Source organism: Pseudomonas sp. Hz4 (genome assembly GCF_054898165.1).
The window spans coordinates 4,790,261-4,815,434 of record NZ_CM142719.1 but is presented as its reverse complement, the minus strand read 5'-3'; the positions used below and the strand labels follow the sequence as shown (position 1 = coordinate 4,815,434).

General features: G+C 58.7%; 23 protein-coding genes and 2 tRNA genes. 5 read left to right on the top strand and 20 right to left on the bottom strand.

Annotated elements, in window-relative coordinates:
• Positions 1 to 241: 241 nt before the first annotated feature.
• Positions 242 to 318 (bottom strand) — tRNA-Met (locus ACYZTR_RS22095).
• Positions 319 to 538: 220 nt separating this feature from the next.
• Positions 539 to 615 (bottom strand) — tRNA-Met (locus ACYZTR_RS22090).
• A 301-nt stretch (positions 616 to 916) separates the two neighbouring features.
• On the opposite strand from ACYZTR_RS22090, the gene dinB reads away from it, so the two are divergent.
• Positions 917 to 1,978, top strand: a complete 1,062-nt coding sequence (gene dinB / locus ACYZTR_RS22085; RefSeq protein ID WP_461973814.1) for a DNA polymerase IV — start codon at positions 917 to 919, stop codon at positions 1,976 to 1,978.
• 124 nt (positions 1,979 to 2,102) lie between these two features.
• On the opposite strand, the gene ACYZTR_RS22080 is transcribed toward dinB, so the two are convergent.
• The 4 genes from ACYZTR_RS22080 to ACYZTR_RS22065 all read right to left on the bottom strand — a co-directional run bounded on the left by ACYZTR_RS22080 (position 2,103) and on the right by ACYZTR_RS22065 (position 6,890).
• Positions 2,103 to 3,056, bottom strand: coding sequence for a hypothetical protein (locus tag ACYZTR_RS22080; protein ID WP_461973812.1), 954 nt, complete (start codon positions 3,054 to 3,056; stop codon positions 2,103 to 2,105).
• 17 nt (positions 3,057 to 3,073) lie between these two features.
• Positions 3,074 to 4,789 carry a proline--tRNA ligase gene (locus ACYZTR_RS22075; RefSeq protein ID WP_461973810.1) on the bottom strand — a complete coding sequence of 572 codons (1,716 nt, stop codon included), beginning with the start codon at positions 4,787 to 4,789 and terminating at the stop codon, positions 3,074 to 3,076.
• Between the two features lie 143 nt (positions 4,790 to 4,932).
• Entirely contained in the window at positions 4,933 to 6,492 is a 1,560-nt protein-coding gene (locus ACYZTR_RS22070) for an AmpG family muropeptide MFS transporter (RefSeq protein ID WP_461973808.1), read from the bottom strand.
• Positions 6,493 to 6,536: 44 nt separating this feature from the next.
• Positions 6,537 to 6,890: an MGMT family protein gene (locus ACYZTR_RS22065; RefSeq protein ID WP_008153938.1), complete on the bottom strand. Its 354-nt coding sequence runs from the start codon at positions 6,888 to 6,890 to the stop codon at positions 6,537 to 6,539.
• A gap of 163 nt (positions 6,891 to 7,053) precedes the next feature.
• On the opposite strand from ACYZTR_RS22065, the gene ACYZTR_RS22060 reads away from it, so the two are divergent.
• Positions 7,054 to 8,061 (top strand): DUF481 domain-containing protein, encoded by a 1,008-nt coding sequence (locus ACYZTR_RS22060; protein ID WP_461973806.1) that lies wholly within the window; start codon positions 7,054 to 7,056, stop codon positions 8,059 to 8,061.
• A gap of 110 nt (positions 8,062 to 8,171) precedes the next feature.
• Here the strand turns inward: ACYZTR_RS22060 and ACYZTR_RS22055 are convergent, their stop codons facing one another.
• Positions 8,172 to 8,381 (bottom strand): cold-shock protein, encoded by a 210-nt coding sequence (locus tag ACYZTR_RS22055; RefSeq protein WP_002554837.1) that lies wholly within the window; start codon positions 8,379 to 8,381, stop codon positions 8,172 to 8,174.
• Positions 8,382 to 8,735: 354 nt separating this feature from the next.
• Here ACYZTR_RS22055 and dcd point away from each other — a divergent pair, with 354 nt between their 5' ends.
• Together dcd and ACYZTR_RS22045 are read left to right on the top strand one after the other, a co-directional pair.
• Complete coding sequence (gene dcd / locus ACYZTR_RS22050) at positions 8,736 to 9,302, top strand: dCTP deaminase (protein WP_282376893.1); 567 nt, start codon at positions 8,736 to 8,738, stop codon at positions 9,300 to 9,302.
• Between the two features lie 106 nt (positions 9,303 to 9,408).
• The gene (locus ACYZTR_RS22045; RefSeq protein WP_461973804.1) at positions 9,409 to 9,618 is read left to right on the top strand and encodes a hypothetical protein; all 210 of its coding nucleotides are present in this window, start codon (positions 9,409 to 9,411) and stop codon (positions 9,616 to 9,618) included.
• A gap of 46 nt (positions 9,619 to 9,664) precedes the next feature.
• Here ACYZTR_RS22045 and pdeM read toward each other — a convergent pair whose 3' ends face one another.
• The 10 genes from pdeM to ACYZTR_RS21995 form a co-directional block, all read right to left on the bottom strand.
• Positions 9,665 to 10,321, bottom strand: a complete 657-nt coding sequence (pdeM, locus tag ACYZTR_RS22040; protein ID WP_461973802.1) for a ligase-associated DNA damage response endonuclease PdeM — start codon at positions 10,319 to 10,321, stop codon at positions 9,665 to 9,667.
• Positions 10,321 to 12,798: a ligase-associated DNA damage response DEXH box helicase gene (locus ACYZTR_RS22035; protein ID WP_461973800.1), complete on the bottom strand. Its 2,478-nt coding sequence runs from the start codon at positions 12,796 to 12,798 to the stop codon at positions 10,321 to 10,323. The genes pdeM and ACYZTR_RS22035 overlap by 1 nt, the downstream gene beginning before the upstream one ends.
• A 59-nt stretch (positions 12,799 to 12,857) precedes the next feature.
• Positions 12,858 to 13,622 (bottom strand): ABC transporter ATP-binding protein, encoded by a 765-nt coding sequence (locus ACYZTR_RS22030; RefSeq protein WP_461973798.1) that lies wholly within the window; start codon positions 13,620 to 13,622, stop codon positions 12,858 to 12,860.
• Between the two features lie 13 nt (positions 13,623 to 13,635).
• Entirely contained in the window at positions 13,636 to 14,754 is a 1,119-nt protein-coding gene (locus tag ACYZTR_RS22025) for a succinylglutamate desuccinylase/aspartoacylase family protein (protein WP_461973796.1), read from the bottom strand.
• 29 nt (positions 14,755 to 14,783) lie between these two features.
• Complete coding sequence (locus tag ACYZTR_RS22020) at positions 14,784 to 15,494, bottom strand: ABC transporter permease (protein ID WP_461973794.1); 711 nt, start codon at positions 15,492 to 15,494, stop codon at positions 14,784 to 14,786.
• Positions 15,491 to 16,219: an ABC transporter permease gene (locus tag ACYZTR_RS22015; RefSeq protein ID WP_461973792.1), complete on the bottom strand. Its 729-nt coding sequence runs from the start codon at positions 16,217 to 16,219 to the stop codon at positions 15,491 to 15,493. Before ACYZTR_RS22015 ends, ACYZTR_RS22020 begins: the two co-directional genes overlap by 4 nt.
• 56 nt (positions 16,220 to 16,275) lie before the next feature.
• A complete protein-coding gene (locus ACYZTR_RS22010) occupies positions 16,276 to 17,058 on the bottom strand; it encodes a transporter substrate-binding domain-containing protein (RefSeq protein WP_449642644.1) in 783 nt (260 codons plus the stop codon).
• 205 nt (positions 17,059 to 17,263) lie between these two features.
• Positions 17,264 to 18,952, bottom strand: a complete 1,689-nt coding sequence (locus ACYZTR_RS22005) for an ATP-dependent DNA ligase (protein WP_461973789.1) — start codon at positions 18,950 to 18,952, stop codon at positions 17,264 to 17,266.
• The gene (locus ACYZTR_RS22000; protein WP_461973787.1) at positions 18,949 to 19,983 is read right to left on the bottom strand and encodes a ligase-associated DNA damage response exonuclease; all 1,035 of its coding nucleotides are present in this window, start codon (positions 19,981 to 19,983) and stop codon (positions 18,949 to 18,951) included. The genes ACYZTR_RS22005 and ACYZTR_RS22000 overlap by 4 nt, the downstream gene beginning before the upstream one ends.
• Positions 19,984 to 20,120: 137 nt before the next feature.
• Positions 20,121 to 22,571, bottom strand: coding sequence for a penicillin acylase family protein (locus ACYZTR_RS21995; RefSeq protein ID WP_461973785.1), 2,451 nt, complete (start codon positions 22,569 to 22,571; stop codon positions 20,121 to 20,123).
• Positions 22,572 to 22,900: 329 nt separating this feature from the next.
• Between ACYZTR_RS21995 and ACYZTR_RS21990 the strand changes: the two genes are divergently transcribed.
• Entirely contained in the window at positions 22,901 to 23,449 is a 549-nt protein-coding gene (locus tag ACYZTR_RS21990; protein WP_461973783.1) for a cysteine hydrolase family protein, read from the top strand.
• A 122-nt stretch (positions 23,450 to 23,571) separates the two neighbouring features.
• Here ACYZTR_RS21990 and ACYZTR_RS21985 read toward each other — a convergent pair whose 3' ends face one another.
• Genes ACYZTR_RS21985 through ACYZTR_RS21975 form a run of 3 tightly spaced genes read right to left on the bottom strand, consistent with a single transcriptional unit; the run spans position 23,572 to position 24,838 of the window.
• Positions 23,572 to 23,781: an SEC-C metal-binding domain-containing protein gene (locus ACYZTR_RS21985; protein WP_007906737.1), complete on the bottom strand. Its 210-nt coding sequence runs from the start codon at positions 23,779 to 23,781 to the stop codon at positions 23,572 to 23,574.
• The gene (locus tag ACYZTR_RS21980; RefSeq protein WP_461973780.1) at positions 23,778 to 24,272 is read right to left on the bottom strand and encodes an LEA/WHy family protein; all 495 of its coding nucleotides are present in this window, start codon (positions 24,270 to 24,272) and stop codon (positions 23,778 to 23,780) included. Before ACYZTR_RS21980 ends, ACYZTR_RS21985 begins: the two co-directional genes overlap by 4 nt.
• Positions 24,273 to 24,316: 44 nt before the next feature.
• Positions 24,317 to 24,838 carry a YchJ family protein gene (locus tag ACYZTR_RS21975; protein WP_461973778.1) on the bottom strand — a complete coding sequence of 174 codons (522 nt, stop codon included), beginning with the start codon at positions 24,836 to 24,838 and terminating at the stop codon, positions 24,317 to 24,319.
• Positions 24,839 to 25,174 lie beyond the last annotated feature (336 nt).

Genomic DNA, 25,174 nt, shown 5'->3' with positions numbered 1-25,174 from the left:
TATCCAGCCAAGTTACCAATCCCTGTAGAAAAAATAATCACAAATATTAACGCCTCTCACCGGGTATTGGTGAGGGTGCGTCATCAGTCATAGAGGGTTTTGTCTGCGGTTCAGCTTAGTCTGGGCTCGAAGTAGGGGTGATCACGAACGGCTGACTACACAGTGGCAGGTCATTGTTGCGAAAGGACTTTTTCAACAGATACAAAAAAGGCCACTCTTTCGAGTAGCCTTTTTTGATGTTTGGTTGCGGGAGCCGGATTTGAACCGACGACCTTCGGGTTATGAGCCCGACGAGCTACCAGACTGCTCCATCCCGCGTCTGTGTGGCGGCATTCTATAGAGATACGCCTGGGTGTCAACCCTTAATCCTGAATAGTGTCAAATTAGCGTAAATGAGCGGCGAACGGTCGTGGGGGAGACCTAGGTTTCGGAATTAGAACCATTTCTCATTTCTGCGCCGTGTAGGCGTAGCACTTCATTTTTACAAAACAAGCACGCACAAAAAAGGCCACTCTTTCGAGTAGCCTTTTTTGATGTTTGGTTGCGGGAGCCGGATTTGAACCGACGACCTTCGGGTTATGAGCCCGACGAGCTACCAGACTGCTCCATCCCGCGTCTGTGTGTCGGCATTCTACAGAGGATCGGCGGGCTGTCAACCTTCAATTCAGAGAAAACCTCTTCCTGTTCAATCGCTTAGCTTTAAAAGAAGGGTGGGTGATTGGCTGTAAGGCTGGTATGGCAAGGCTTTCAGCTCTATCGGGTGGCGCTTTTCGATTGAAAAAATAAATGCATTAGGCACTTTTCCTACGAGTGGAAAAGAACATTCTGAGTACTGGTGCTATATACAGGTGTCAGTGAGATACTGCCGATCTGACTCGCCAAGACTCCATTTCTTCACCATGAACACTGCTTTTATATGACGCAGCGAAAAATCATCCACGTCGATTGTGACTGCTTCTACGCTGCCATCGAGATGCGTGACGACCCGCGCCTGGCCGGTAAGCCGCTGGCGGTGGGTGGTTCGGCGGATCGGCGCGGCGTGATCGCCACCTGCAATTATGAAGCGCGGGCGTATGGGGTGCGCTCGGCCATGTCTTCCGGCCACGCCTTGAAGCTGTGCCCTGATCTGACCATCGTCAAGCCGCGTATGGAGGCCTATAGAGAGGCTTCTAAGGAAATTCACACGATATTTCGTGATTACACCGACTTGATCGAGCCGCTTTCGCTGGATGAGGCCTACCTCGACGTGTCGGAGTGCGCGCATTTCGGCGGCAGCGCCACGCGGATCGCCCAAGACATTCGCCGTCGTGTCTCTAATCAGCTGCACATCACCGTTTCGGCTGGCGTAGCGCCGAACAAGTTTCTGGCCAAGATCGCCAGCGACTGGAAGAAGCCCAACGGCTTGTTTGTCATCACGCCGGATCAGGTCGAGGATTTTGTCAGTGGTTTGCCGGTGAGCAAGCTGCACGGCGTTGGCAAGGTGACTGCAGACAAACTGGGCAAGCTGGGTATTGTTGATTGCTCGCATCTGCGCGAATGGGACAAATTGGCGCTTGTGCGGGAATTCGGCAGCTTCGGCGAGCGACTCTGGAGCCTGGCTCGTGGGATCGATGACCGGTTAGTGCACAACGACAGTCGCCGGCAGTCGATCAGCGTCGAAAACACCTACGACGTGGACCTGCCGGATCTGTTGAGCTGCCTTGATAAATTACCTGAGTTGCTGGAAACCCTCGCCGGCCGCATGGCGCGAATCGACAGCAGCTATCGGCCGGGCAAGCCGTTCGTCAAAGTGAAATTCCATGACTTCACCCAGACCACTCTGGAGCAGGCCGGGGCAGGGCGGGATTTGGGGAGCTATCAGTTGTTGCTGACCCAGGCGTTCAATCGCGGCGGCAAACCGGTGCGTTTGTTGGGGATTGGAGTGCGGCTGGAGGATTTGCGGGGTGGGTTTGAGCAGATGGAGTTGTTTGAGCGGTAGATTTGCGGTGAATGTGATGGCCTCTTCGCGGGCAAGCCTCGCTCCTACGGATTTGTGTCGTGCGCGATACCGCGTTCAACCCAAATCTGTAGGAGCGAGGCTTGCCCGCGAAGCTTTTCCGGGTTTAATTCGGTCCCGGATCGGCTACCAGTCGCCCGGCATCCTTGGTCAGCGACTTGAGGAATTCGGTCTGCAACTCAGGATCGTTGCGCGTCAGTTCGATCAGGCTCTGTTCCAGCTCGGTGGCTTCTTCTTCCAGACCCAGTTCCGACAGACGTTTGACCCGGTGTACCCACTGGCTCACTTCGTCGTCTTCGAGGTCGTCGTAAATCAGCCCGTGAGCTTCGAGCAGCTTGCCACGCAAGGAACTGCTGACCGCCAGGGACGAATCGGTGTGCACTTCGTCTTGGGCATCTTCGACACTGATCAGCAGTCGGCTCAGATGATTGATGTCATGTTCGGCGAACGGGCTGTCCAGCAGGTTCACGCGCAGTACGCCGTTTTTGTCGGTGCTCAGGTTGAACGTTTCCTTGCCGGCCTTGACCTCAACCGGACGCTCGCTCCATGGCAGGCTTGAGTATTCGGTGCGCTTGTCGAGCTGGACCTCGTCGATTCCCGCCAGGTTCTGTTGCGCGCGACCATGAGACTGCGCGTTCATGAACGGGTTGAGCCCGGCGAAACCGTAGCTCAACCAATCTTTCGTCACGCTGTCCGGCAGGTTGCCGAGGGCGAACACGTTGACCACGTTCGCACCGACCCCGGCCACCACGGCCACCGCACCCAGCGGGATTTCGTAAGCCTCCCGCCAGGGTTGGTAAGGCGTGTAGCGGTCGTAGTGGCGGGTGACTTCGAATTCAGTGACTTCGAAAGTCTTCTGTTCGTGGATCTTCACCCGACGTTGCGGCAGCTCAAGCACCTTTGGCTCGCCGACATCGATCTGCAGGCTGTGATCGAGCAATTTGCGCTCGACACGTTCCTCGTGCTCGCTGCGTTGCGACATGTGATTGGCACAGCCGCTGACCAGCAGGGTGCCGCACAGGGCGGCACCACCGAGGCCTAAGGTGTTTCGCTTGAACATGACTTCTCTATCTGGTTTCAGCGGCGGATACGGGCCTGGAGGAAGGACAGCACGTCAGCGACCGGCAGCGCTTGCGCTTCGGGTTCGGTACGGCTCTTGTATTCCAGATTGCCTTCGGCGAGGCCGCGGTCACTGACCACGATCCGGTGAGGAATGCCGATCAGCTCCATGTCCGCGAACTTGATGCCCGGGCTGGTTTTCTTGTCGCGGTCGTCCAGCAATACTTCGAAGCCGGCTGCAGTCAGTTCTGCATACAGCTTGTCGGTGGCTTCGCGAACCTGTTCGGTTTCGTAGCGCAGCGGTACCAGAGCAATCTGGAACGGAGCCAGCGTGTCGCTCCAGATGATCCCGTTGGCGTCGTTGCCCTGCTCGATGGCAGCCGCCACCACACGGGAAACGCCGATGCCGTAGCAACCCATTTGCAGGGTGACTGGCTTGCCGTTGTCGCCTAGCACTTCGCACTTCATCGCTTTGCTGTACTTGTCGCCCAGCTGGAAAATGTGCCCGACTTCGATGCCGCGCTTGATTTCCAGGGTGCCTTTGCCGTCCGGGCTTGGGTCGCCGGCGACGACGTTGCGCAGGTCGGCAACGGTTGGAACCGGCAGATCGCGCTCCCAGTTCACGCCGAAGTAGTGCTTGTCGTCGATGTTGGCACCGATGCCGAAGTCGCTCATCAACTCGACAGAGCGGTCGATGATGATTGGCAGTGGAAGGTTCAACGGGCCAAGGGAGCCGGCACCGGCGCCAATGGCGTCGCGCAGTTCGGCTTCGGATGCCATGACCAGAGGGCTGGCAACGCCCGGCTGGTTGCCGGCCTTGATTTCGTTCAGCTCGTGGTCGCCACGGATGATCAGGGCAATCAGCTTGCCTTGCTCTTCAGCGTGAACCACCAGGGTCTTGATGGTCTTTTCGATCGGCAGATTGAAGCCTTCGACCAGTTGCGCAATGGTCTTGGCGTTCGGCGTGTCGACCAGGCGCAGCGCTTCGCTCGGTGCGGCGCGGGACGTTTCGCGCGGCACGGCTTCGGCTTTTTCGATGTTAGCGGCGTAGTCGGAGCCGTTGCTGAAGGCGATATCGTCTTCGCCGGACTCGGCCAGCACGTGGAACTCGTGGGAACCGGCACCGCCGATGGAGCCGTTGTCGGCTTCAACCGGGCGGAACTTCAGGCCCAGACGGGTGAACACGTTGCAATACGCCTGGTGCATGCGGTCGTAGGTGATCTGCAGCGATGGCTGGTCAGCGTGGAAGGAGTAGGCGTCCTTCATGATGAATTCGCGACCGCGCATCAAACCGAAACGTGGACGGATTTCGTCACGGAATTTGGTCTGGATCTGGTACAGGTTGATCGGCAGCTGTTTGTAGCTGCTCAACTCGTTGCGCATCAGGTCGGTGATCACTTCTTCGTGAGTCGGGCCGGCGCAGAAGTCGCGACCGTGGCGATCCTTGAAGCGCAACAATTCAGGGCCGTATTCTTCCCAGCGACCGGATTCCTGCCACAGCTCAGCCGGTTGGGTGCTCGGCATCAACACTTCGAGAGAGCCAGCGGCGTTCATTTCTTCACGAACGACGGCTTCGACTTTGCGCATCACTCGCAAGCCCATCGGCAGCCAGGTGTACAGGCCCGAGGCAAGCTTGCGGATCATGCCGGCGCGCAGCATCAGCTGGTGGCTGATCACGACCGCGTCGGAAGGCGTTTCTTTCTGTGTGGCGAGCAAAAATTGACTGGTGCGCATGGTTGGCCGTTGTCGGTTGCTGATGACGAGAAATGACGGAGCATTGTACGGGCGAGATCTGCTGGCGTACAGGCGTGCGGTCGGCGGTGTGGCAGGAGGGCGGGAATCGCCGCACCCTCTGCGATGCTTCCTTTGTTACGAGCCTACGATTCTTCCGCGACCTGGGTCGGAACCGGTTCTGGCGTTGGTGTCGGACCTGCACGACGGCTCTCCTGGAACCAGTGCAAGGCGATCAACAGCAAGGTCGGCACGCCTAACAGGGCGGTGATCAGGAAGAAGTTGTGATAGCCGAACTTCTCCACCATGACACCTGAGTAACCGCCGATCAGGCGTGGCAGCAAGAGCATGATCGAGCTGAGCAGGGCGTACTGGGTTGCGGAGAATTTGAGGTTGGTCAGGCTTGACAGGTAGGCGACGAACGCCGAGGTCGCCAGGCCCGAGCTGAAGTTGTCCAGGGAGATGGTGCCAATCAGCATGTTCAGGTTGGCGCCCATGTCGGCGAGCATCAGGAACAGCAGGTTGGTGCCGGCCGACGTGATGCCGCCGATGAACAGAATCGGAAGGATGCCAAAGCGCACGATCAGCAGGCCGCCCATGCCGGCGCCAACCAACGTCATGATCAGGCCAAAGATCTTGCTGACGCTGGCAATCTGATCCTTGGTGAAGCCCTGATCAATGTAGAACACGTTGGCCATAACGCCCATGACCGTATCGGACATCCGATAGGTGGCAATCAGCCCGAGCAGCAAAAACGCCTGCCAGCGGTACCGCAGAATAAAGTCGTTGATCGGCGTCAGCACCGGCGCCAGGCCGCGGCGGCCCATGGCCGAAAGGCACAGGGCAGTAAGCGTGGTGTAGAGGATCGCCCGCAGGAACGCGCGGTCGTCGAGCAGCAGGTCAAGCACGCTCGTGCTTTCGAACAGCACGCTGGCAAAGTCCGTGTTATAGAACTGAGTGAACATGGCCGGTACGGACACCAACAGCACGATTAGCACAAAAACCGAAGCCAGTTGATGCACAAAGCTGTAGCGCCCGGCCTGCAGTTGCGTGCGCAGGGGCACCGGCGGTTCGCGCATGAAGAGGGAGGTCAGCAGCGCCGGAACCATCAAGGCGCCGAACAGGATGTAGGTGCCGGCCCATGCTGAATGTTTATAGTTGAAACCGGTGGAGCCGAAGCCTTCCGCGAAGAACAGGGCGCCGGCGGTGGCCAGCAACGCTGCAATCCGATACCCGGACATATAACTGGCGGCAAGCGCGGCCTGGCGACTGTCGTCGGCGATTTCCAGGCGATAGGCGTCGACCGCGATGTCTTGCGTCGCCGAAGCGAAGGCGACAACCACGGCAATGGCGATCAGCCAGGACAAATGCTTTTGCGGGTCGCAGAAACCCATCCCGATCAAGCCGAGGATGACCAGTGCCTGGGAAAGCACCAGCCAGGAACGTCGTCGCCCGAGCTTGCCGAGGAATGGCAGGCGCCATTGGTCGAGCAGCGGTGACCAGACCCACTTAAAGGCATAGGCCAGGCCTATCAGGCTTGCATAGCCGATGGTTTCGCGAGCCACGCCGGCTTCGCGCAGCCAGACCGAAAGTGTCGAAAACACCAGCATGTAGGGCAGGCCGGCGGCGAAACCAAGCAGCAACAGTACGAGCGTCGAGGGGCTGGCATAGGCGGCGAGCGCGGCGCGCCAGGTTTTACGGGGCATGGGCTGAAGTCTGCCTCAAGAAATACGGAAACAAAGCGCGCACTCTAACCGCTGTGCTCTACCGGGCGCCAGCCATGGCGCTGAATATCAACACGATTGTTCAGGATACTGATGCCCTCCATGCGCAAACGCGCGCGTTGTTCATCCCCCGAAGGACTGCCCGCAGGCAGGCTGATACGCCCGCCGGCACCGAGTACGCGGTGCCAGGGTAATTTGCTGTCACCCGGCAGTTGGCTCAGTGTCCGCCCGACAAAGCGGGCGGCGCGACCCAATCCCGCCAGCTCGGCAAGTTGGCCGTAACTCACGACTTTGCCCTCGGGGACTTGGGCCAGCGTCAGGTAGAGCGCCGTGCGTCGGATTTGCGCCGGACTATCGGTTTCAGTGGTTGAGTCGGTCACGTCCGCAGTTCCTGAAAAAAGTTTGCCTTACCGTCTGTAGAGTAAATCCTGGATCACCCATTGAGAAATGAACTCAATAGAAATAGTCGGGTCAGTCCTTGCTAGGGTCTTATTCGTATGGATAATGCCGACTTTTTTTCGCAAACTTGAGCCTGTATTGCTTATGTTGTCCAGAACTCTGCTGTGCCTCGCTGTCGCCAGTGCTTCCACGCCCTTGCTCGCCGATACCGTCTGGTTGAAGAACGGTGACAAGCTGAGCGGCAAGATCACCGTTTTCGATGGCGGCAAGCTGTTGATCCAGACCGAATACGCCGGTGCCGTCCCTATCGACTGGAAGCAGGTTAAAACCCTGGAAAGTGATCAGCAATTGCTGGTCAAACAGGATGCCTACACGGGCGAAAAGGCCAAGGCGCTGCATGCGGCAGATGACGGCAAGGTTACTTTGGCCAATGGCGACGGTCCCAAGACCGTCGAGTTGGCCAGTATCCAACAGATCCTCAAGCCCAAACCGGTGGTTGAGGATTTGGTGTGGAAGGGGAATGTCGACGCGGCGCTTGATTATCAGCGGGCGGAAAAAGACACCGATGACTATGACATCGACTTCAAAACCACTGCGCGCCATGGTCGGTGGCGGCACACCGCGGAAGGCGAGTACAACCGGGAATTCCAGGATGACGTGGTCACTACGGACAACTGGCGGGGCGAGTACTCCCTCGACCGCTTCCTGACCGAGAAATGGTTCTGGCAAGGTCGGGCGGTCTATAAGCGCGACAAGGTTGAAGACCTTTCCCGCCAGCGCACGGTCGGTACAGGCCCCGGTTACCAGTTCTGGGACGACGAGTTGGGCGCATTCTCCCTGGGCTCGCTGGTCAACCGCACGGACTATGAGTTCGCCGACGGCGGCAAAGAAAACTTCTATTCCCTGGCGATGAAGTGGGATTACAACCGCTACCTGATCGGTAAGAAGGTGGAGTTCTTCACGAATGGTGAAGTGGGTAAGCCGTTGTCGGGCGTGGCGGATTACGCGCTCGATGCCGAAATGGGCTTGCGCTACAAGGTGACCGATTGGGCGTCGCTTAACCTGAAGGCCGAGCGGGACATTATCAGCGGTACCGACGATGCCGATCTGGACAAGACTCGATACACCGCAGGGTTTGGCGTGACCTGGTAAGACGCAAAAAATCGCAGCCATGGGCTGCGATTTTTTTTTTGCCTGCAAAACAGACAGGCACAAAAAAGCCCCGCTTTTAAGGGCGGGGCTTTTACTAAAGCAAGTACAAGTTAGATAACTTGAACTTCTTCAGCTTGCATGCCTTTCTGACCGCGGGTAGCGATGAAAGAAACCTGTTGGCCTTCTTTCAGGCTTTTGAAGCCGTCGGATTGGATAGCTTTGAAGTGAACGAACAGGTCGTCACCGGATTGTGGAGTGATGAAGCCGAAGCCTTTTTCATCGTTGAACCACTTAACGGTACCAGTTTGGCGATTAGACATGGTGTAACTCCTTGAACAAAGATAACTGCGACGCAGGAAGAACCCTGGCCGAGACTGAGTGCAAAGAGCAGGAAAAATTCTTGTAGATGGTTGGATCGAAATTCAACATATCGTGTAGAGATTCTCAGTGACACAAGCAGCACAGTGGCGCCACCTTAACCCTTTTTCCGGAACGTGCCAATGCTTCCTGCGAAGGTTTCTCTGTTTTCATGACTGACGGTGCGCCTGATTGCGGCGAAGGGCCGCATTTTACGGGGGATTGGCGAGAATTGTGCCCCGGACTTTGAACACGAAGCGCGCGCCCGGTAAGATGCCGGACAGATTTTTTCCACCTCGCTATTCAGGACACCCGCCATGAGCATCAAATCGGACAAGTGGATTCGCCGCATGGCGCAAGAGCACGGCATGATCGAGCCCTTCGTAGAGCGCCAGGTGCGCGGCGAAGGCGCCGACCGAGTGATTTCCTACGGCGTGTCGAGCTATGGCTACGACGTACGCTGCGCCGATGAATTCAAAGTGTTCACCAATATCAACTCGGCGACCGTTGATCCGAAGAACTTCGACGAGAAGAGCTTCGTCGACGTCAAGAGCGATGTCTGCATCATCCCGCCGAACTCCTTTGCCTTGGCGCGCACCGTGGAATTCTTTCGTATTCCGCGCAATGTGCTGACGATCTGCCTGGGTAAAAGTACCTACGCTCGTTGCGGCATTATCGTCAACGTGACGCCGCTCGAGCCCGAGTGGGAAGGCCATGTGACCCTGGAGTTCTCCAACACCACTACGTTGCCGGCAAAAATCTACGCCAACGAAGGCGTGGCCCAGATGCTGTTCTTCGAGTCCGACGAAGAGTGCGAAGTGTCCTACAAGGACCGTGGCGGCAAGTATCAGGGCCAGCGCGGCGTCACCCTGCCACGCACTTGATCGGTTCGTTTGGCAAGTCGTGGGAATTCTTGAGCGGGTAGGTACTCTATTAGGTGTACTGCCCGGTTCGCGTAACGCGCACGGGGCCATCGCTCAGGAGTGCTCTATGAAGATCGATCCCCGAATAAGTGCCGAACTGGCAAGGCTTGAGCCCAATCAGGTTGGCGTTTTGGCCTGGTCCTTGTTGGCACATCCACCCATCAGCATGGCAGGGGGCATCCCCCGTCAGCCTGGTCCCGACACCCCCAACGAACAACCTGCCGAACCCGGTGAGCCCACCCTGCCGGATGAACCGCCTCCCGCGCCTGTAGCTTGATCTGTTGCTGGAATGAATGGCCAGTCAACTGATGTCCTTAAAGACTTCAGCTAACTGGCCATATTTCATTGGCGCCGATGACAAAAATCCTACAGCTATCGTCCCGTTCGACTTGATATCCGCCGGTAAACGCGCCGAAGGCCGGTAGCAGGCTAATTTCCATACCGAGCCTGAAACACGCCAGCCGCAGACGCTGCCGTCCCCGGCCGTTCAGCCGAAAAACCGGGTGCACATGGCCTGCGATTACGTGCCGGCCTGGGTGTGAGTCGGGTTCATGCTGCAAGGCAAACGGCCCCAGCAGCAATGGGTCGGGCACCACACGAATGTTTAACGAGGCCGGCGGATCGCCCGCCCGCCTGTCGTGATTGCCGCGGATCAGTGTCATAGGCAAATCGCGGTGTCGGGCGCGCCATTCAGCCAAGGCGTTTAGTGTCGCCGTTGCGTGGGAACCGGGGCCGTGAAGAAAATCCCCGAGGAAAATCAGCTGATGGCAGGGCAGGGCCGCCAGTATTCCGTCCAGCACGGCAATGTTGCTGGCGGTGGTGCCATGAGGCACGGGTTGGCCGAGGCTTCGATAGGCCGCAGCCTTGCCGAAATGCACGTCGGCAATCAGCAGCGCTTGTTGGGCGGGCCAGTAAATGGCTTTTTCTGGCAGCAGCCACAATTCTTCGCCAGCCAATTGCACGGGATAGGGCGTATTCATCAGGCTTTCCCGGTTCCGGCGGTTTTTTCAAGATCTGTGACCATGCGCCTGATGCGATCCGCGAGTTTTTCCGAACTCATACTTTCCCGCATGCGCTCCACCAGCAGCGGAAACCCGAGCGGCGTAGGACGTTTAATGTGATGCAGGTCCAGTTTCAGTCGGTTGATCCGCTCCAGCGTCTGTTTCAGTCGATGAATATCCAATTCCTCCCGCAGGACTTCTTCCCCTGCCTGGGCCAGTAGCAGATTTCCGGCGTCGTATTGCTTGAACACTTCGAAAAACAAGCCACTCGAGGCCTGAACCTGGCGGGTGCTTTTCGGTGCGCCGGGGTAGCCGGCAAACACCAGCCCGGCAATTCGTGCGATTTCCCGAAAACGGCGAAGCGCGAGTTCACCGGCATTCAGACTGGCGAGCACATCCCTGAGCAGATGCTCCGGACTTAATAGTCCTGTGGGCAGAGGGTCGGACCAATCCACGCAGGTAGCGCTGAGTAACTCCAGCCCGTAATCATTCACCGCAATAGAAAACGTCACCGCCTGCTGCTGACTGACCCGCCATGCCAACAAGCTCGCCAACCCCAGATGGACCTGACGCCCGGCGAAAGGGTAGAGGAAAAGGTGCCAGCCTTCGCGTGATTTCAGCGCTTCGGCCAGCAAAGTGTCCGAGGTCGGTAACCCGGACCAGCGTTGTTGCACCTCTAAAAGTGGACGCAGCGCCCGCATTTCCGGCCCGGCGAACTCGCCCTGCGCCGCCGCGCTAAAGCGTGCGACCACCGCATTGGCCAACTCGCTGGACAGTGGCATGCGCCCACCATTCCAGCGCGGCACCGCCGCTTTTTTCGCGATGCTGCGTTTTACATAGGCGGTCATGTTTTCCACCCGCACCAACTCCAGCAAGCGCCCCGCGAACAGAAAGCCGTCACCGGGCTTGAGCCGTGCGATGAACCCTTCCTCGACGCTGCCCAGTTGCTTGCCACCACCGCCTTTGCTCCAGAACTTCAACTGAATGCTCGCATCGCTGACGATCGTGCCGATGCTCATGCGATGCCTTCGGGCCAATCGCGCATCGGGTACGCGCCAGACACCGTGTTCATCCGGTTCGACCCGGCGATAATCCGGATAAGTCGTCAGGGAAAGTCCGCCGTGGCGAACGAAAGCCAACGCCCAAGTCCAGTCCGCCGGCGTAAGGTCGCGATAAGCCCAGGCGCCGCGGACTTCCTCGTACAACTCATCGGGCAGAAAACCACCTCCCAGCGCCATGCTGACCAGATGCTGAACGAGCACATCCAGCGGTTTATGGGGAGACTCGCGTGGTTCAATTCGCCGTTGTGCTACGGCGTCCCGTGCCGCAGCCGCCTCGATCAGTTCGAGGCTATGCGTCGGCACCAGCGTCACCCGTGAAACTCGCCCTGGTGCATGACCGGAACGACCTGCACGCTGCATCAGTCGCGCCACGCCTTTGGCCGAACCGATTTGCAGCACTCGTTCCACTGGCAGGAAGTCCACCCCCAAATCCAGACTGGACGTGCAGACAACGGCTTTGAGCTGACCTTCCTTGAGGGCGCGCTCGACCCAGTCGCGGGTGTCGCGTGACAGTGAACTGTGATGCAAGGCAATCAATCCAGCCCAATCGGGGCGCGCTTCCAATAGGGCTTGATACCAGATCTCCGATTGCGCACGGGTGTTGGTGAACACCAGGCTGCCGGGGCTGGAATCGATCTCGGCGATGACCTGCGGCAACATCTTCAGCCCGATGTGCCCGGCCCATGGAAATCGCTCGATGGCGGGCGGCAGCAGCGTGTCGACGCGTAGTTCTTTATGGGTTTGGCCCTGGACGCTGATGCCAGTGCCCTGTGGGATTAACACCTGTTCGGCGTGGGCCTGATTACCCAGGGTCGCGGAAACGCCCCAGACAATCAGCGCCGGATGCCAGCGGCGCAAACGGGCAAGGGCCAGTTGCAGTTGCACGCCGCGCTTGTTGCCCAGCAGTTCGTGCCATTCGTCGACCACCACCATGCGCAGGGTCGACAGCGCAGTGTGTGCGTCAGCACGGGCGAGCATCAGGGTGAGGCTTTCCGGGGTAGTGATTAGCGTGGTGGGCAATCGTCGACTCTGGCGCGCACGTTCGCTGCTGCTGGTATCGCCGGTCCGCAGGCCGACGCTCCATGGAATCTGCAGGTCGTGTAGCGGGGTTTCCAGTGCGCGAGCGGTGTCGGCGGCCAGGGCGCGCATGGGCGTTATCCACAGCACCGTCAGCGGTTCGGCAAGCGTTTTTCGTTTACGAGGTTGTTCTACAGAAGAGGCGTAGCGATTAAGCGCGCCAAACCAGACGGCATAGGTTTTACCGGCGCCGGTGCTGGCATGCAGCAACCCGGACTCACCGCGTTTAACGGCCGCCCACACGTGTTTCTGAAAGACGAACGGCTTCCAGCCGCGAGCGGTAAACCATTGTTTTGCGAAGTTGGGGGAGGTTCCCATGCCGGCCGTGTGCGCTCTGAAAGTCCTCTTTCAGTGACCACGCCGGCACGGGATTAGTTTTACTTGAGATTACCGCTCAGGAACTGCTTTAGCCGCTCACTTTTCGGATTGCCCAACACGTCGTCCGGTGCACCTTCTTCCTCTACCAACCCTTGGTGCAGGAACAACACTTGACTCGACACTTTGCGGGCGAAGCTCATTTCGTGAGTCACCATGATCATGGTCCGGCCTTCTTCGGCCAGGCCCTGGATCACTTTGAGCACTTCGCCCACCAGTTCCGGGTCGAGTGCGGAGGTCGGTTCGTCGAACAGCATGACTTCCGGTTCCATGGCCAATGCGCGGGCAATGGCGACCCGTTGCTGCTGACCGCCGGAGAGGAACGCCGGGTACTGATCGGCCACCCGCGCTGCCAGCCCGACCTTGTCGAGGTAACGTCGGGCACGGTCTTCGGCCTCTTTCTTACTGCAACCCAGCACCCTTCGCGGGGCCATAGTGATGTTTTCCAGCACGGTCATGTGGCTCCACAAGTTGAAGTGCTGGAACACCATGGCCAGGCGGGTGCGGATCCGTTGCAGTTCATCGGCGTCAGCCACGTGCATGCCGTGGCGATCCTTGATCATGCGGATGTTCTGGCCGTCCAGGCTCATTGCGCCATCGTTGGGCTGTTCGAGAAAGTTGATGCAACGCAGGAAGGTACTTTTGCCCGAGCCGCTGGCGCCGATCAGGCTGATGACGTCGCCGGTGTTGGCCTTGAGTGAAACGCCTTTGAGCACATGATGATCGCCATAGCTTTTATGCAGGCCTTCGATGGTCAGTTTGTACATGGGGCATGCATCCTCAAGGCGAAAGTAGGTAGCCGCTGCGATAGGCCTCGGTGCCCGCGACGTGCGCGATCACCATGCCGGCAGTGGCCATGCGCCGTAGCGAGCGGGCGTACATCAGGCCGGCGGCGGTGCAATGAACGGGGGTGACGCGATCAGTGATCGGGTCGATGATTTCGGCGATCAGTTGCCCGGCTTCGAGGTATTCCCCTGGAAGCGCGGTGAACACCAGCAACCCGCCGACCGCTGTTGCCACCGGTTCAACGCCGGCCAGCGGTGTCGCCGGGTAGGGCAGCTCAGGCAGCGACGCGGGTTCGCCAGCAATGGCGCCGAAGTGCATCAGGTAATCGATCAGCGCCTGGCAATCGAGGCTGGCCAACGGGTGATTGACGTCGCCCTGACCGCGCAATTCAACGGTGACCGAAAAACTGCCCAACGGAATGTCGAAGTGTTCGCCGAAGCGCTCCTTCAACTGCCACCAGAGCAGGGTGAAGCATTCGTCGAACGACTGACCGCCGGAATCGGTGGCCAGCAGACTGGCTTCAGCCCCGATGTACCGCGCCAGCGGCTCAACCTGCGGCCAGGCCTCGGGCGTGGTGTAAAGGTGAGCGACCGCTTCGAAATCGCAATGCAGGTCCAGCACCATATCGGCATCGCAGGCCAGCCGTTGCAGGGCCAGGCGCTGGGATTGCAGTTGCGTGCTGGCAGTCTGCTGAGCGAGGGCATTGCGCAGGCAGCTGCGAATCAGTTGGAGGTTGAGCTGCGGATCGTCGCCAAGTTGGCCTTCGATCTCGTTGCCGACGGCTTCGCTCAAATCGACGAACCAGCGATTGAAGTTCTGCCCACTTTCGAGTTCGTAACGGCCCAGCGGCACATCCATCAGCACTTGTTCGAGGCCGACCGGGTTGGCTATTGGCACCAGCACGATTTCGCTGCGCAGACGGCCGGCGACTTCCAGCTCCGCCAGGCGTTGCTTGAGGTGCCAGGCCACCAGCATGCCGGGCATTTCATCGGCGTGCAGGGACGACTGGATGTAGATCTTGCCTTTGGCCGACTCAGGGCCGAAGTGGAAACTGTGAATCTGTCGTGCGGTCCCCGGCAGTGGGGCCAGCAGGTCATGAATCTGGTGGCGCATGTTCGTCTCTTTATTCCTGAAAGCGGGTCCTAGTGGGTCGGCCCTAGGAAGGCCAGCCATCGGCGTTCGGCGAGGCGGAACAGGCCGACCAGCGCAAAGGTAACGGTCAGGTAGATCAGCGCGGCGGTGCCAAACGACTGGAAGGTCAGGAAGGTCGCCGAGTTGGCATCCCGCGCGACTTTCAATATGTCCGGGATGGTCGCGGTGAACGCCACGGTGGTCGAGTGCAGCATCAAAATCACTTCGTTGCTGTAATAAGGCAACGAGCGACGCAGGGCCGAAGGCATGATCACGTAGGCATAAAGCTTCCAGCCTGTCAGACCGTAAGCCTTGGCCGCTTCGACTTCACCATGGGCCATGCTGCGAATTGCCCCGGCGAAAATCTCCGTGGTGTAGGCGCAGGTATTCAGGGCGAAGGCCAGGATGGTGCAATTCATCGCATCGCGAAAGAACGCATCAAGCACTGGCTGGGCGCGCACGGCGGCCAGGCTGTAGATACCGGTGTAGCAAATCAGTAGCTGGATATACAGCGGCGTACCGCGGAACAGGTAGGTGTAGAACTGCACTGGCCCGCGGATGTAGAAGTGCGGCGAAACGCGGGCGATGGAGAGCGGAATCGACACCAGAAAACCGATGAAGATCGACGCACTGAGCAGCCACAGGGTCATGGCCAGGCCGGTGATGTTATAGCCGTCGGTATAAAGGAAGGGTTTCCAGTATTCCTGCAAGAGTTCGATCATCGTACGGCCTCCCGGGAACCGGCGGCGTAACGGCGTTCGAGCCAGCGCAGGACGAAGTTTGAGGCGCTGGTGATCAGCAGGTAAATCAGCGCGGCAAGCACCAGGAAGTAAAACAGTTGATAGGTGCTTTTACCGGCATCCTGCGCAGCCTTGACCAGGTCGGCAAGGCCGATGATCGAGACAAGCGCGGTGGCCTTGAGCATCACCATCCAGTTGTTACCGATGCCCGGCAGGGCGAAACGCATCATCTGCGGGAACACCACGATACGAAAACGCTGGCCGCGTTTGAGGCCATAAGCGGTGGCGGCTTCGACCTGACCCCGAGGCACGGCGAGGATCGCCCCGCGGAAGGTTTCGGTGAAATACGCGCCATAAATGAAGCCCAGGGTGATGACCCCGGCGCTGAACGGGTTGATCTCAATGTATTCCCATTCCATGAAATCGGTAAACGACGTCAACCAGGTTTGCAGGCTGTAGAAAATCAACAGCATCAATACCAGATCCGGTACACCGCGAATCAGCGTGGTGTAGAGCTGGGCCGGAACACGTACCAGTTTAACTTTTGACAGTTTGGCTGTGGCGCCAAGCAGGCCGAGCAATACGGCCACCAGCAGCGACAACGCCGATAATTTGATGGTCATCCAGGTGCCTTCCATCAGCAACGGACCGAAGCCCTTGAGGCTGAAGGCTGAGAGCCCCAGATTTTGTAAGAGGTTTTCGAACATAAATCAGCAACCTGATCGGATAAAAAAAGCGCCCATCGTGAGATGGGCGCCGCGCATTATTTGCCGCTGTACAGATTCAGATCGCCAAAGTGTTTCTTTTGAATGGTGGCGTAGGTGCCATCGTCGTGTAACGCTTTGATACCTTTATCCAAAAGTGCCTTGAGGTCTTTGTTACCTTTAGAGATACCGATCGCTGTTTTGGCCGGCAACAATTCGCTGTCAACCGGCTTGCTGACTTCGTAGCCCTCGCCTTTAGGCGACTTCAAAAACCCCAGTTCAGCTTGCAGCATGTCCTGGATCGCCGCGTCGAGACGGCCGGACATCAGGTCGGAATACACCTGATCCTGGTTCTGATAGGCCTGGGTTTTCACGCCCGCCTTGTCCAGAACAGCTTTGGCGTACGCTTCCTGAATGGTGCCTTGCTCGTAGCCGACGGTCTTGCCCTTCAGCGAAGCCACATCTTCGGTCAGGCCGGAACCTTTCTTAAACACGTAAGCGGTTGGGCCGGAGAACAGCTCGCTGGAGAAGTCGATGACTTTTTCGCGGGCCGGGGTGACGGTCATCGAAGAGATCACACCGTCGAATTTATTGGCCTTCAGGCCCGGAATCATGCCGTCGAAATCGCTTTCGACCCATTTGCACTTGACCTTCAGCTCGGCGCAGATCGCGTTACCCAGATCGATATCGAAGCCCACCAGGTTACCGTCAGCTGCTTTGGACTCGAACGGAGCGTAAGAAGGGTCAACGCCAAAACGCAGTTCTTTGTATTCCTTGGCCAGCGCGGAGCCGGCAGCCATGCACAACGCCAGTGCAGAAAGGGTCAGCAATGCTTTTTTCATTATTCAATCCCTAAAAACCAATAGAGCGCTTGTGGCGCAGAATTATTGTTACTGGAAAGCGTAAGACCTACTGAAAGTAGCAATTTCCGAACCAGAGTCCCGAACAAGTGTTTTAAAAGGTGATTCAAGAAATGGCAAGGAGGGATTTGTGCACGAAGACGGGCGTTGAACATTTGATGCACTGGCGTGGAGCATAACCTGATCGTCAGCTGAGTAAATCCTGCAACGTCCCAAGATTGTCAGCCTCTTCAACCGACTTATCCCGCCGCCAGCGCAACATCCTCGGAAACCGCACCGCAATCCCGCTCTTGTGTCGTTTGGACAGGGCGATACCCTCAAATCCCAGTTCAAACACCAGGCTCGGCGTCACACTGCTCACCGGCCCGAATTTCTCTACGGTGGTCTTGCGCACGATGCTGTCGACCTGACGCATTTCTTCGTCGGTCAGCCCTGAATAAGCCTTGGCGAACGGCACCAGTGTGCGTTTGCTCGCCTCAGGCGGTCCGTCCCACACCGCGAAGGTGTAATCGCTGTAGAGACTGGCCCGGCGACCATGGCCGCGTTGCGCATAGATCAGCACCGCGTCAACGATGAACGGGTCGACTTTCCATTTCCACCAGACGCCCATGTCCTTGGTCCGCCCGACGCCATACAGCGCATCCCGGGCTTTGAGCATCATGCCTTCGACACCAAGACTGCGGGAGGCTTCCCGTTGTCGGGCGAGCTCGAACCAGTCTTCGCCATTGAGCACAGGGGAGGGCTGCAGCACCGGGTTAGCGCAGGTTTTAACCACCTGTTCCAGCTGAGTGCGACGCGTGGCCTGAGGCTGGTTGCGCCAGTCTTCGCCTTGCCATTCCAGCAGGTCGTAGGCGAGAACGACCACCGGCACTGCTTCGAGAATTTTTTTGTCCAGGGTTTTACGGCCGATCCGCTGTTGCAGCAGAGCGAAAGGTTTTACCGCGGGTAAGGCTGGGGAATGAGGGTTGAAGGCGTCCTCGGTGGTGGGTTGTGCGGCTTTCCAAGCAACGATTTCACCGTCGATCACGGTGCCATCGGGCAAGCAGTGAACCAGACTATCGAGTTCGGGAAAACGCTCGGTGACCAGCTCTTCACCTCGCGACCAGATCCACAGCCGCCCGTCGCGTTTGACGACCTGCGCGCGGATGCCGTCCCACTTCCATTCCACTTGCCAGTGGCTGGCGGGGCCAAGCAGGGCTTCGAATTGTTCAACGGGTTGCGATAGCGCGTGGGCGAGAAAAAACGGGTAGGGCTGACCACCGCGTTGCGCATGTTCGTCAGTTGATTCAGCGGCGATCAGCTTCAAGTAACCGGGCGCACTCGGGCGGTGGGACAGGTCGGTGTAACCCACCAGTCGTTGGGCCACTCGTTTGCTGTCGAGCCCGGCCATGGCCGCCAAGGCACGGGTTACCAACAACTTGGATACGCCGACGCGCAAACTCCCGGTGATCAGTTTGATGCAGAGCATCAGGCTCTGGCGGTCCAGTTGCGACCACAGGGCTGGCAGTCGCTCGGCGAGGACTTGCGGGGTTTCACCGCGCAGTGGCAGCAGTTTGTCTTCAATCCAAACCGCCAAACCATCGTTGGAGCTGTGCAGCGCTTCGGGCAATACCAGTGAGATGGTTTCCGCGAGATCGCCGACGGCCTGATAACTCTCTTCAAACAGCCACGGCGAGAGGCCGGAGTACGCTACCGCCAGCTCTCGCAGGATGCGCACCGGCACCAGTTGTCGAGGTCGCCCGCCCGACAAAAAATAAACAGCCCATGCGGCATCTTCCGGCGCGGCTTTGGCGAAGTAGTGTTGCATCGCCGCGAGTTTGGCGTTGCTCGATGTTGTGGCGTCGAGTTCGGCGTATAACTCGGCGAAGGCCTTCATGGCAGCACCTCGGCACTTGCAGGTTCGACGGCTGCATTTTCTTCCTCATCGTCGCCGTACTCGGTGCTGAAACTCTGGGCGTCCAGACCCTGTTCGCGCAGATGGCGCACCAGTACACCCACCGAACCATGGGTCACCATGACCCGTTGCGCCCCGGTCTGTTCGATGGCCCAGAGCAGACCCGGCCAGTCGGCGTGGTCAGACAGTACGAAGCCACGGTCCACGCCGCGCCGTCGCCGTGTGCCACGCAAGCGCATCCAGCCGCTGGCGAAGCCGTCGCTGTAGTCGCCGAATCGGCGCATCCAGGTACTGCCGCCAGCAGAAGGTGGGGCGATGACCAAGGCTTTGCGCATCATCGGATCGCTCTTTTTGACCTCGCCGGCATAGATCGTTGGCGGTAGGTAAATACCGCTCTCGCGATACACCCGGTTCAGTGGTTCCACAGCGCCATGCACCAGAATGGGGCCGAGGCTGGCGTCGATGCCGTGGAGAATGCGCTGGGCCTTGCCGAAGGAATAGCAGAACAGCACGCTGGTTTTGTCGGCGGCGGCATTGGCCCGCCACCACTGATTGATCTCCGCAAACACCTGCGCCTGTGGTTGCCAGCGATAAATTGGCAGGCCGAAGGTCGATTCAGTGATGAAGGTATCGCAGCGCACGGGTTCGAACGGCGCACAGGTGCCGTCGGGCTCGATCTTGTAATCGCCCGAGGCGACCCAGACTTCACCGCCGTATTCCAGCCGCACCTGGGCTGAGCCAAGCACATGGCCGGCGGGGTGAAAGCTCAGGGTCACGCCTTGATGAGTCAGAGGTTGACCGTAAGGCAGGGTTTGCAGGTTGATATCCTGACCCAATCGCGCACGCAAAATCCCTTCGCCGGGAGCGGCCGCCAGATAATGCTGGTTACCGGTACGGGCATGGTCGCCGTGAGCATGGGTGATGACTGAACGCTCGACTGGCCGCCACGGGTCGATATAGAAATCGCCGGCGGGGCAGTACAAACCTTCAGGACGCGCGATAACAAGGTCCATGTTGTTACCAAAAATGGAGGGACTTGTTAGCTATGAGGGTGGCGCGAGGCGAGAAGTTCTATTGGTTTCAGAACCGCTAACCGATCGTTCCCACGCGGAGCGTGGGAACGATCAGTCACAATCAGTCGCGAAAGGGATTACTTGCCCGGTGTCAGCGTCAACCGCGTCTTACCATACACCTTGTCAAAATTCTGCGGCTGCATCGGCAAGCTCATGTATTGCCCCTTCAGCCATGGATCAATGCTGTTGAGGTAGTTCGGGCTGGCCGGGTTACCGGACTGGCCGGTGCCGTTCTGGCCCATCAGCGGTTCGGCCTGGCCGAAGTCGACGATAAAGCGCATGGCCGGCGCCAGGGTCGTGTTGAAATCCTGACCCCAGGCGAACGCGGAGGTATTGAGCGTGGTGTGATCGCCACCCGCCGCGAATGGACCGCGCACGGTCTGGCCACTGGCATTCTTCCATTCATAGCGGTGCAGTTTGCCCCACTGCCAGGCTTTGTGATCGCCGCCCAACTGACTGTCGCCAGCGCTGATCGCCGCCGCCAGACTGCGGGCGAGGATCGCCGGTTTGTCTTCTTTCTGCGGTGTGCGAGCGTCATCCCAGAACGGACTGTCCTCACGCCCCAGCAAGTGATCGGCCTGGGCCGCGTAGGACAACTTGCCGTTGGCGATAAAGGCTTTCCACGCCGGGCTGCTTTCCGGACCCAGTTCATCGAGGAAAATCTGTTGGGTACTTTGCTGCAGGAACAGCTCATAAATCGCTGCATCGGCGGAGGTCGGGCTGAGTTTGCCGTCGAAGGCCATCAGGCGGGTATACGCCTCGCGCGCCTTGCCGCGATCCGCCTCAGGCAACGCTTCGATGGCCTGCTTGAGCGGCTGGGACATGCCCGGTGCTGCAAACATTTTCTTCAGCTTGGCGGCGAAGGTGGTGGTCTGATCGTATTGCATGGCGATCACGCTGCGTGTGTCGTGTTTGCCCACACCCGCCAGTTCGGCCATGCGTTCGCCACGTTCCGGCGCTGACCAGGAGTTGGACAGTTGCATGCCGTAGCCATGGGGAATGACTCGCTGGTTGGCTGTGCCGAGCCAGCCTTGGGCCGGATCCTGGTCATAGGGATGGAGCATCGGGTCGGCGTAACCGTCCCAATCGTAACGACCTTCCCAGCCCGGCGACGGCATCAGGCCTTCACCTTCGCGACGGTTGGGGTAGCGACCGGTGACCTGCCAGCCGATGTTGCTGGCGTCGGCAAATACCAGGTTCAGCGCAATGGCGCGGATTTCACGGCTGGCGTCCGAGGCTTTCTCGACACTCTGCGCCCGGGACAGGTCGAAAAACGCGTCCAGTGTCTTGTCGTCGGTGAAGTTTGGCGTCTGCAAGGCCAGGCCGAAACCGTTAGCCAGCGTCATGCCTTGGGCACTGTTGAGCAGCGGGCCGTGACGGGTTTCGTACACCACTTCGCGAATCGGCCGCTGGCCTTTGACGAAGTAGGTTTCGTTACGCACGATCGCCGGCTGCCATTTGCCGCCCACCTCGTAGGAAAGTCCGTTGCCCTGGCGTTTGATTTTTTCCAGGAACAGGTCCTGGTTGTCGCCCATGACGGTGGTCATGCTCCACGCCACTTTGCCGTTGAAACCGCCGAGCACCATTGGCAAACCGGCAATCGACACACCAGAAGCCTGGTATTTCGGCGAGCGAATCTGTACGTAACTGAACAACGACGGCACGCCCAGTGGCCCATGGCTGTCGCTGGCCAGCAAGCTTTTGCCGCTGCGGCTGCGTTGCGGGCCAATCGCCCAGTTGTTCGACGAGGTGGCGCCCAGTAGATTCAGATCGGACAGTTGGCTCGTGGCTTTGCTGATGTCGGCCAGGCCTGGGATTTGCCCGTTGAGCTTGATGCCCTGAAGTTTTTCAGCTTCGGCCAGCGGCAGCTTTTCATCGGGGGCAGACGGCGTCAGCCACGGGAGTTTGTCGGTGCTGACGGTCTGGGCCAGCATCAGCGAGGCAATCTCTTCCGGTAGATTGGCCGACTGGCTGAAGTTCAGCAGGCAGAAAATCAGCGCTGAGTCTTCCGGCTTCCAGTATTCAGGCTTGTAACCAGTGGCTGCGAGGTCTGCTGGCAACTTGTCGCGGTAGCGGAACAGGTAGGCGTTGACCCCGCGCGCATAGACTTCGAAGAAACGTTTGAGGCGCGGCGAAGACGCCTTGTACAGCTCGCCGGCACTTTTCTTCAGGTTGACGGCGCGCATGTAGCGGTCAGCGTCCAGCAGGTCCGGACCGGACATCTCCGACAAACGGCCCTGAGCCAATAGGCGCAGGGTGACCATTTGCGTGATGCGGTCGATGGCGTGGACATAACCCAGGGTGAACAGCGCGTCGTGGAAGGTGTTGCTTTCGATCAGCGGCATGCCCATGGCATTGCGGCGTACCGAAACGTTCTGCGCCAGGCCCTTGAGCGGCTGCACGCCGGTGGTCGACGGGAGGGTGTCCTGGGTGTTCCAGGTCTGACAACCGGTCAGGCTTAAAACACTGGCCACTGCTGCGGCAACGCCGAACCGGGGAAGGAAATGTATAAGGGCTGGCGAGGCCATGGCAAAGCTCCTGCGGGGGTAGTGGTGCCCGGCCTCGAACGTCGCTGTTCACTTTTGACGGCGTCAAAAGTTGAACGGACTTCCGAGGCCGGGCACATTAAAGGCGCTACGTTAGTGAGCAGGAGGTGGGCGCGCAAGCGGCGGCGGGGTTATTTCTTCATCGGTGGTGGTTTCGGACCGCTACGCGGTCCGACGGGGGCAAGCCCCCTCGCCACAGGGGACTGCGTCGTTTTTCAGGATTCGTCCTGTTTGCATTCGATAGCTTGCCTGTAAAAGGAGGTGATGCTGAAGTGCGTGAAATTCACTGACCCAGCATGAGAAAAACCGGCATGGAGCTCAAAACGAACGCGGCGCTGATCATCATTGATCAACAAAAAGGCATCCTGCATCCCAAACTGGGTCGCCGAAATAATCCTCGGGCCGAGGAGCGAATCCTCGATTTGCTAACGCATTGGCGGCGAACCGGGCGACCGGTGATTCACGTGCAGCACCTGTCCCGGTCGCCGGAATCGGTGTTCTGGCCGGAGCAGTCCGGGGTGGAGTTTCAGGTGCGGTTCCAGCCACGAACCGGCGAGCAGCTCATACAAAAGCAGGTCCCGGATGCGTTTTGTTCGACCAGTTTGGAGGCGAGTTTGCGCGAGGCTGGGATTGATCAACTGGTGATTGTTGGCGTGGCGACTAACAACTCGGTGGAATCCACGGCGCGAACGGCCGGGAACCTGGGGTTTGATGCGTGGGTGGCGGAGGACGCGTGTTTTACCTTCGACAAGGCTGATTACTTCGGCAACGCCCATACAGCCGAGGAAGTGCATGCGATGTCGCTGGGTAATTTGCAGGGCGAATATGCGACGGTCGTGAGCACCGTGCAGATTTTGTAGGAGCGAGGCTTGCCAGCGAAAAGGGCGCTTCGGACATTCAGGCATACCGCGTCATCGTTCTTCGCGGGCAAGTCGTCGGATCGCGCACCGCTCGCTCCTACGCAGAGCAGTGCGTCAGTACGTTATGCGCCGTGGCACTTCTTGAATTTCTTGCCGTTGCCGCAGGGGCAAGGGTCGTTGCGACCGACGTCTTTCAGGGCGTTGCGCACCGGTTCCTGGTGGGCGTGGCCGCAGTTCGGACCGTGAACATGGCCGTGGTCGTGATCATGGTGGTCGTGATGGTCATGATCGTGGTTGCAGTCAGGGCCATGGACATGGGGTTGCTGGGTCATCGGTTTTGCTCCGGAATTAAATCGGCGGGGATTATCACGCCATTACGCGCCAGGTGCACGTAGTGGGCGATGAATAAACCGGTTTCCAATTCACCTTCCAGGCGATAGGGGATGGGCTGGTCGGGTTTTTTCAGCATTTTCACCAGATCCCGGACCTTGGGCCACAGATTGGTGCGGATCGGCACTTTAAAGTAGGCACTGCGCTTGGGACCGACCGTGAACCAATGCTCGTGCTCGCCCTCGGTCAGCAGCATGTCGCCCAAGTGAATGCGGTACTCGATGCCCCGCACCGTCAGGTCACCGTCGTTGGGGTTGTCGACGCGAAAGTGCAGGAGGAATCGTTGCTGCATCAACTTGGCCTGGACCACTTCGACCTTGACCAGATGCACCTGCGGCTCCGGCAGATCGTCGCCGAACCAGGACGCGCAGCCGCCGAGCCCCAGAAACAGGAGCAAGGTGAGGGTTTGAAAGACGCGCCGTTGACTGAGCATGGAGTGACTCCCTTTGATGCCCAGTCTAGTCTCTTGCGATTACCTCAACTGCCGAAATAACCCGCACAACATTTTTTGAATTTCTGTCCGCTGGCGCAAGGGCACGCATCATTGCGTCCGGACTTGAGTTGTACGGTGGGGTCGATGAAGTACCAGTGGCCGGCGTTCTGCACGAACGACGAGCGCTCGCGGTGGCTGTGTTCACCGCTGCCATCGTGCCAGCGCGCGGTGAAGGTCACGAAGGCGTGTTCCGGCTGACCGCCGAAGACCTCCGAGCTTTCCACTTCAAGGCCCAGCCAGGTGCTTTGGGCGCTCCAGTCGCTGATGGACTGTCGATCGAGGCCGGCCTGTTGCGCGGGCAGGGTGGTTGTCACGAGGTAATCGATCAGCCCCAACACATAGGCGCTGTAGCGCGAACGCATCAAGGCTTCGGCACAAGGCGCCGGATGGCCGGCATGGTAATGACCGCAGCAGGCATCCAGCAGGGTGCCGCTGCCGCAGGGGCAAATGGATGTACTAACTGCTTCCGGAGCCTTGTTAACAGTTACATGTGTTTTAGATTCCATAAATCAGTCACTTACCTAATCTAACTTTTTTAAGTATTTTGTACGCATGGAACGAGTGAGTGACTGCCAATATGCCTCATTGCAATCCCATGGCAACCCTCTCATTTGAGCGTTCGTCAGAGGTGGAGGTTAGTCTATGACGGTGGGAGGGCACGCGATTTCAGGAAGTCAACGAGGACGGTGATAGCGCTCAGTAAGCTAAAAACTTCGCTGTGCACCTTGCCAAAAAGGGCGCAAGTACAGCAGACAATCCCCGACTTACCAACTCGGCCTCGCAGAGACGCCCCACCAACTCTCGCAGATCGAGGTCGTTCAAAGCCATAGGCCGTATGACCC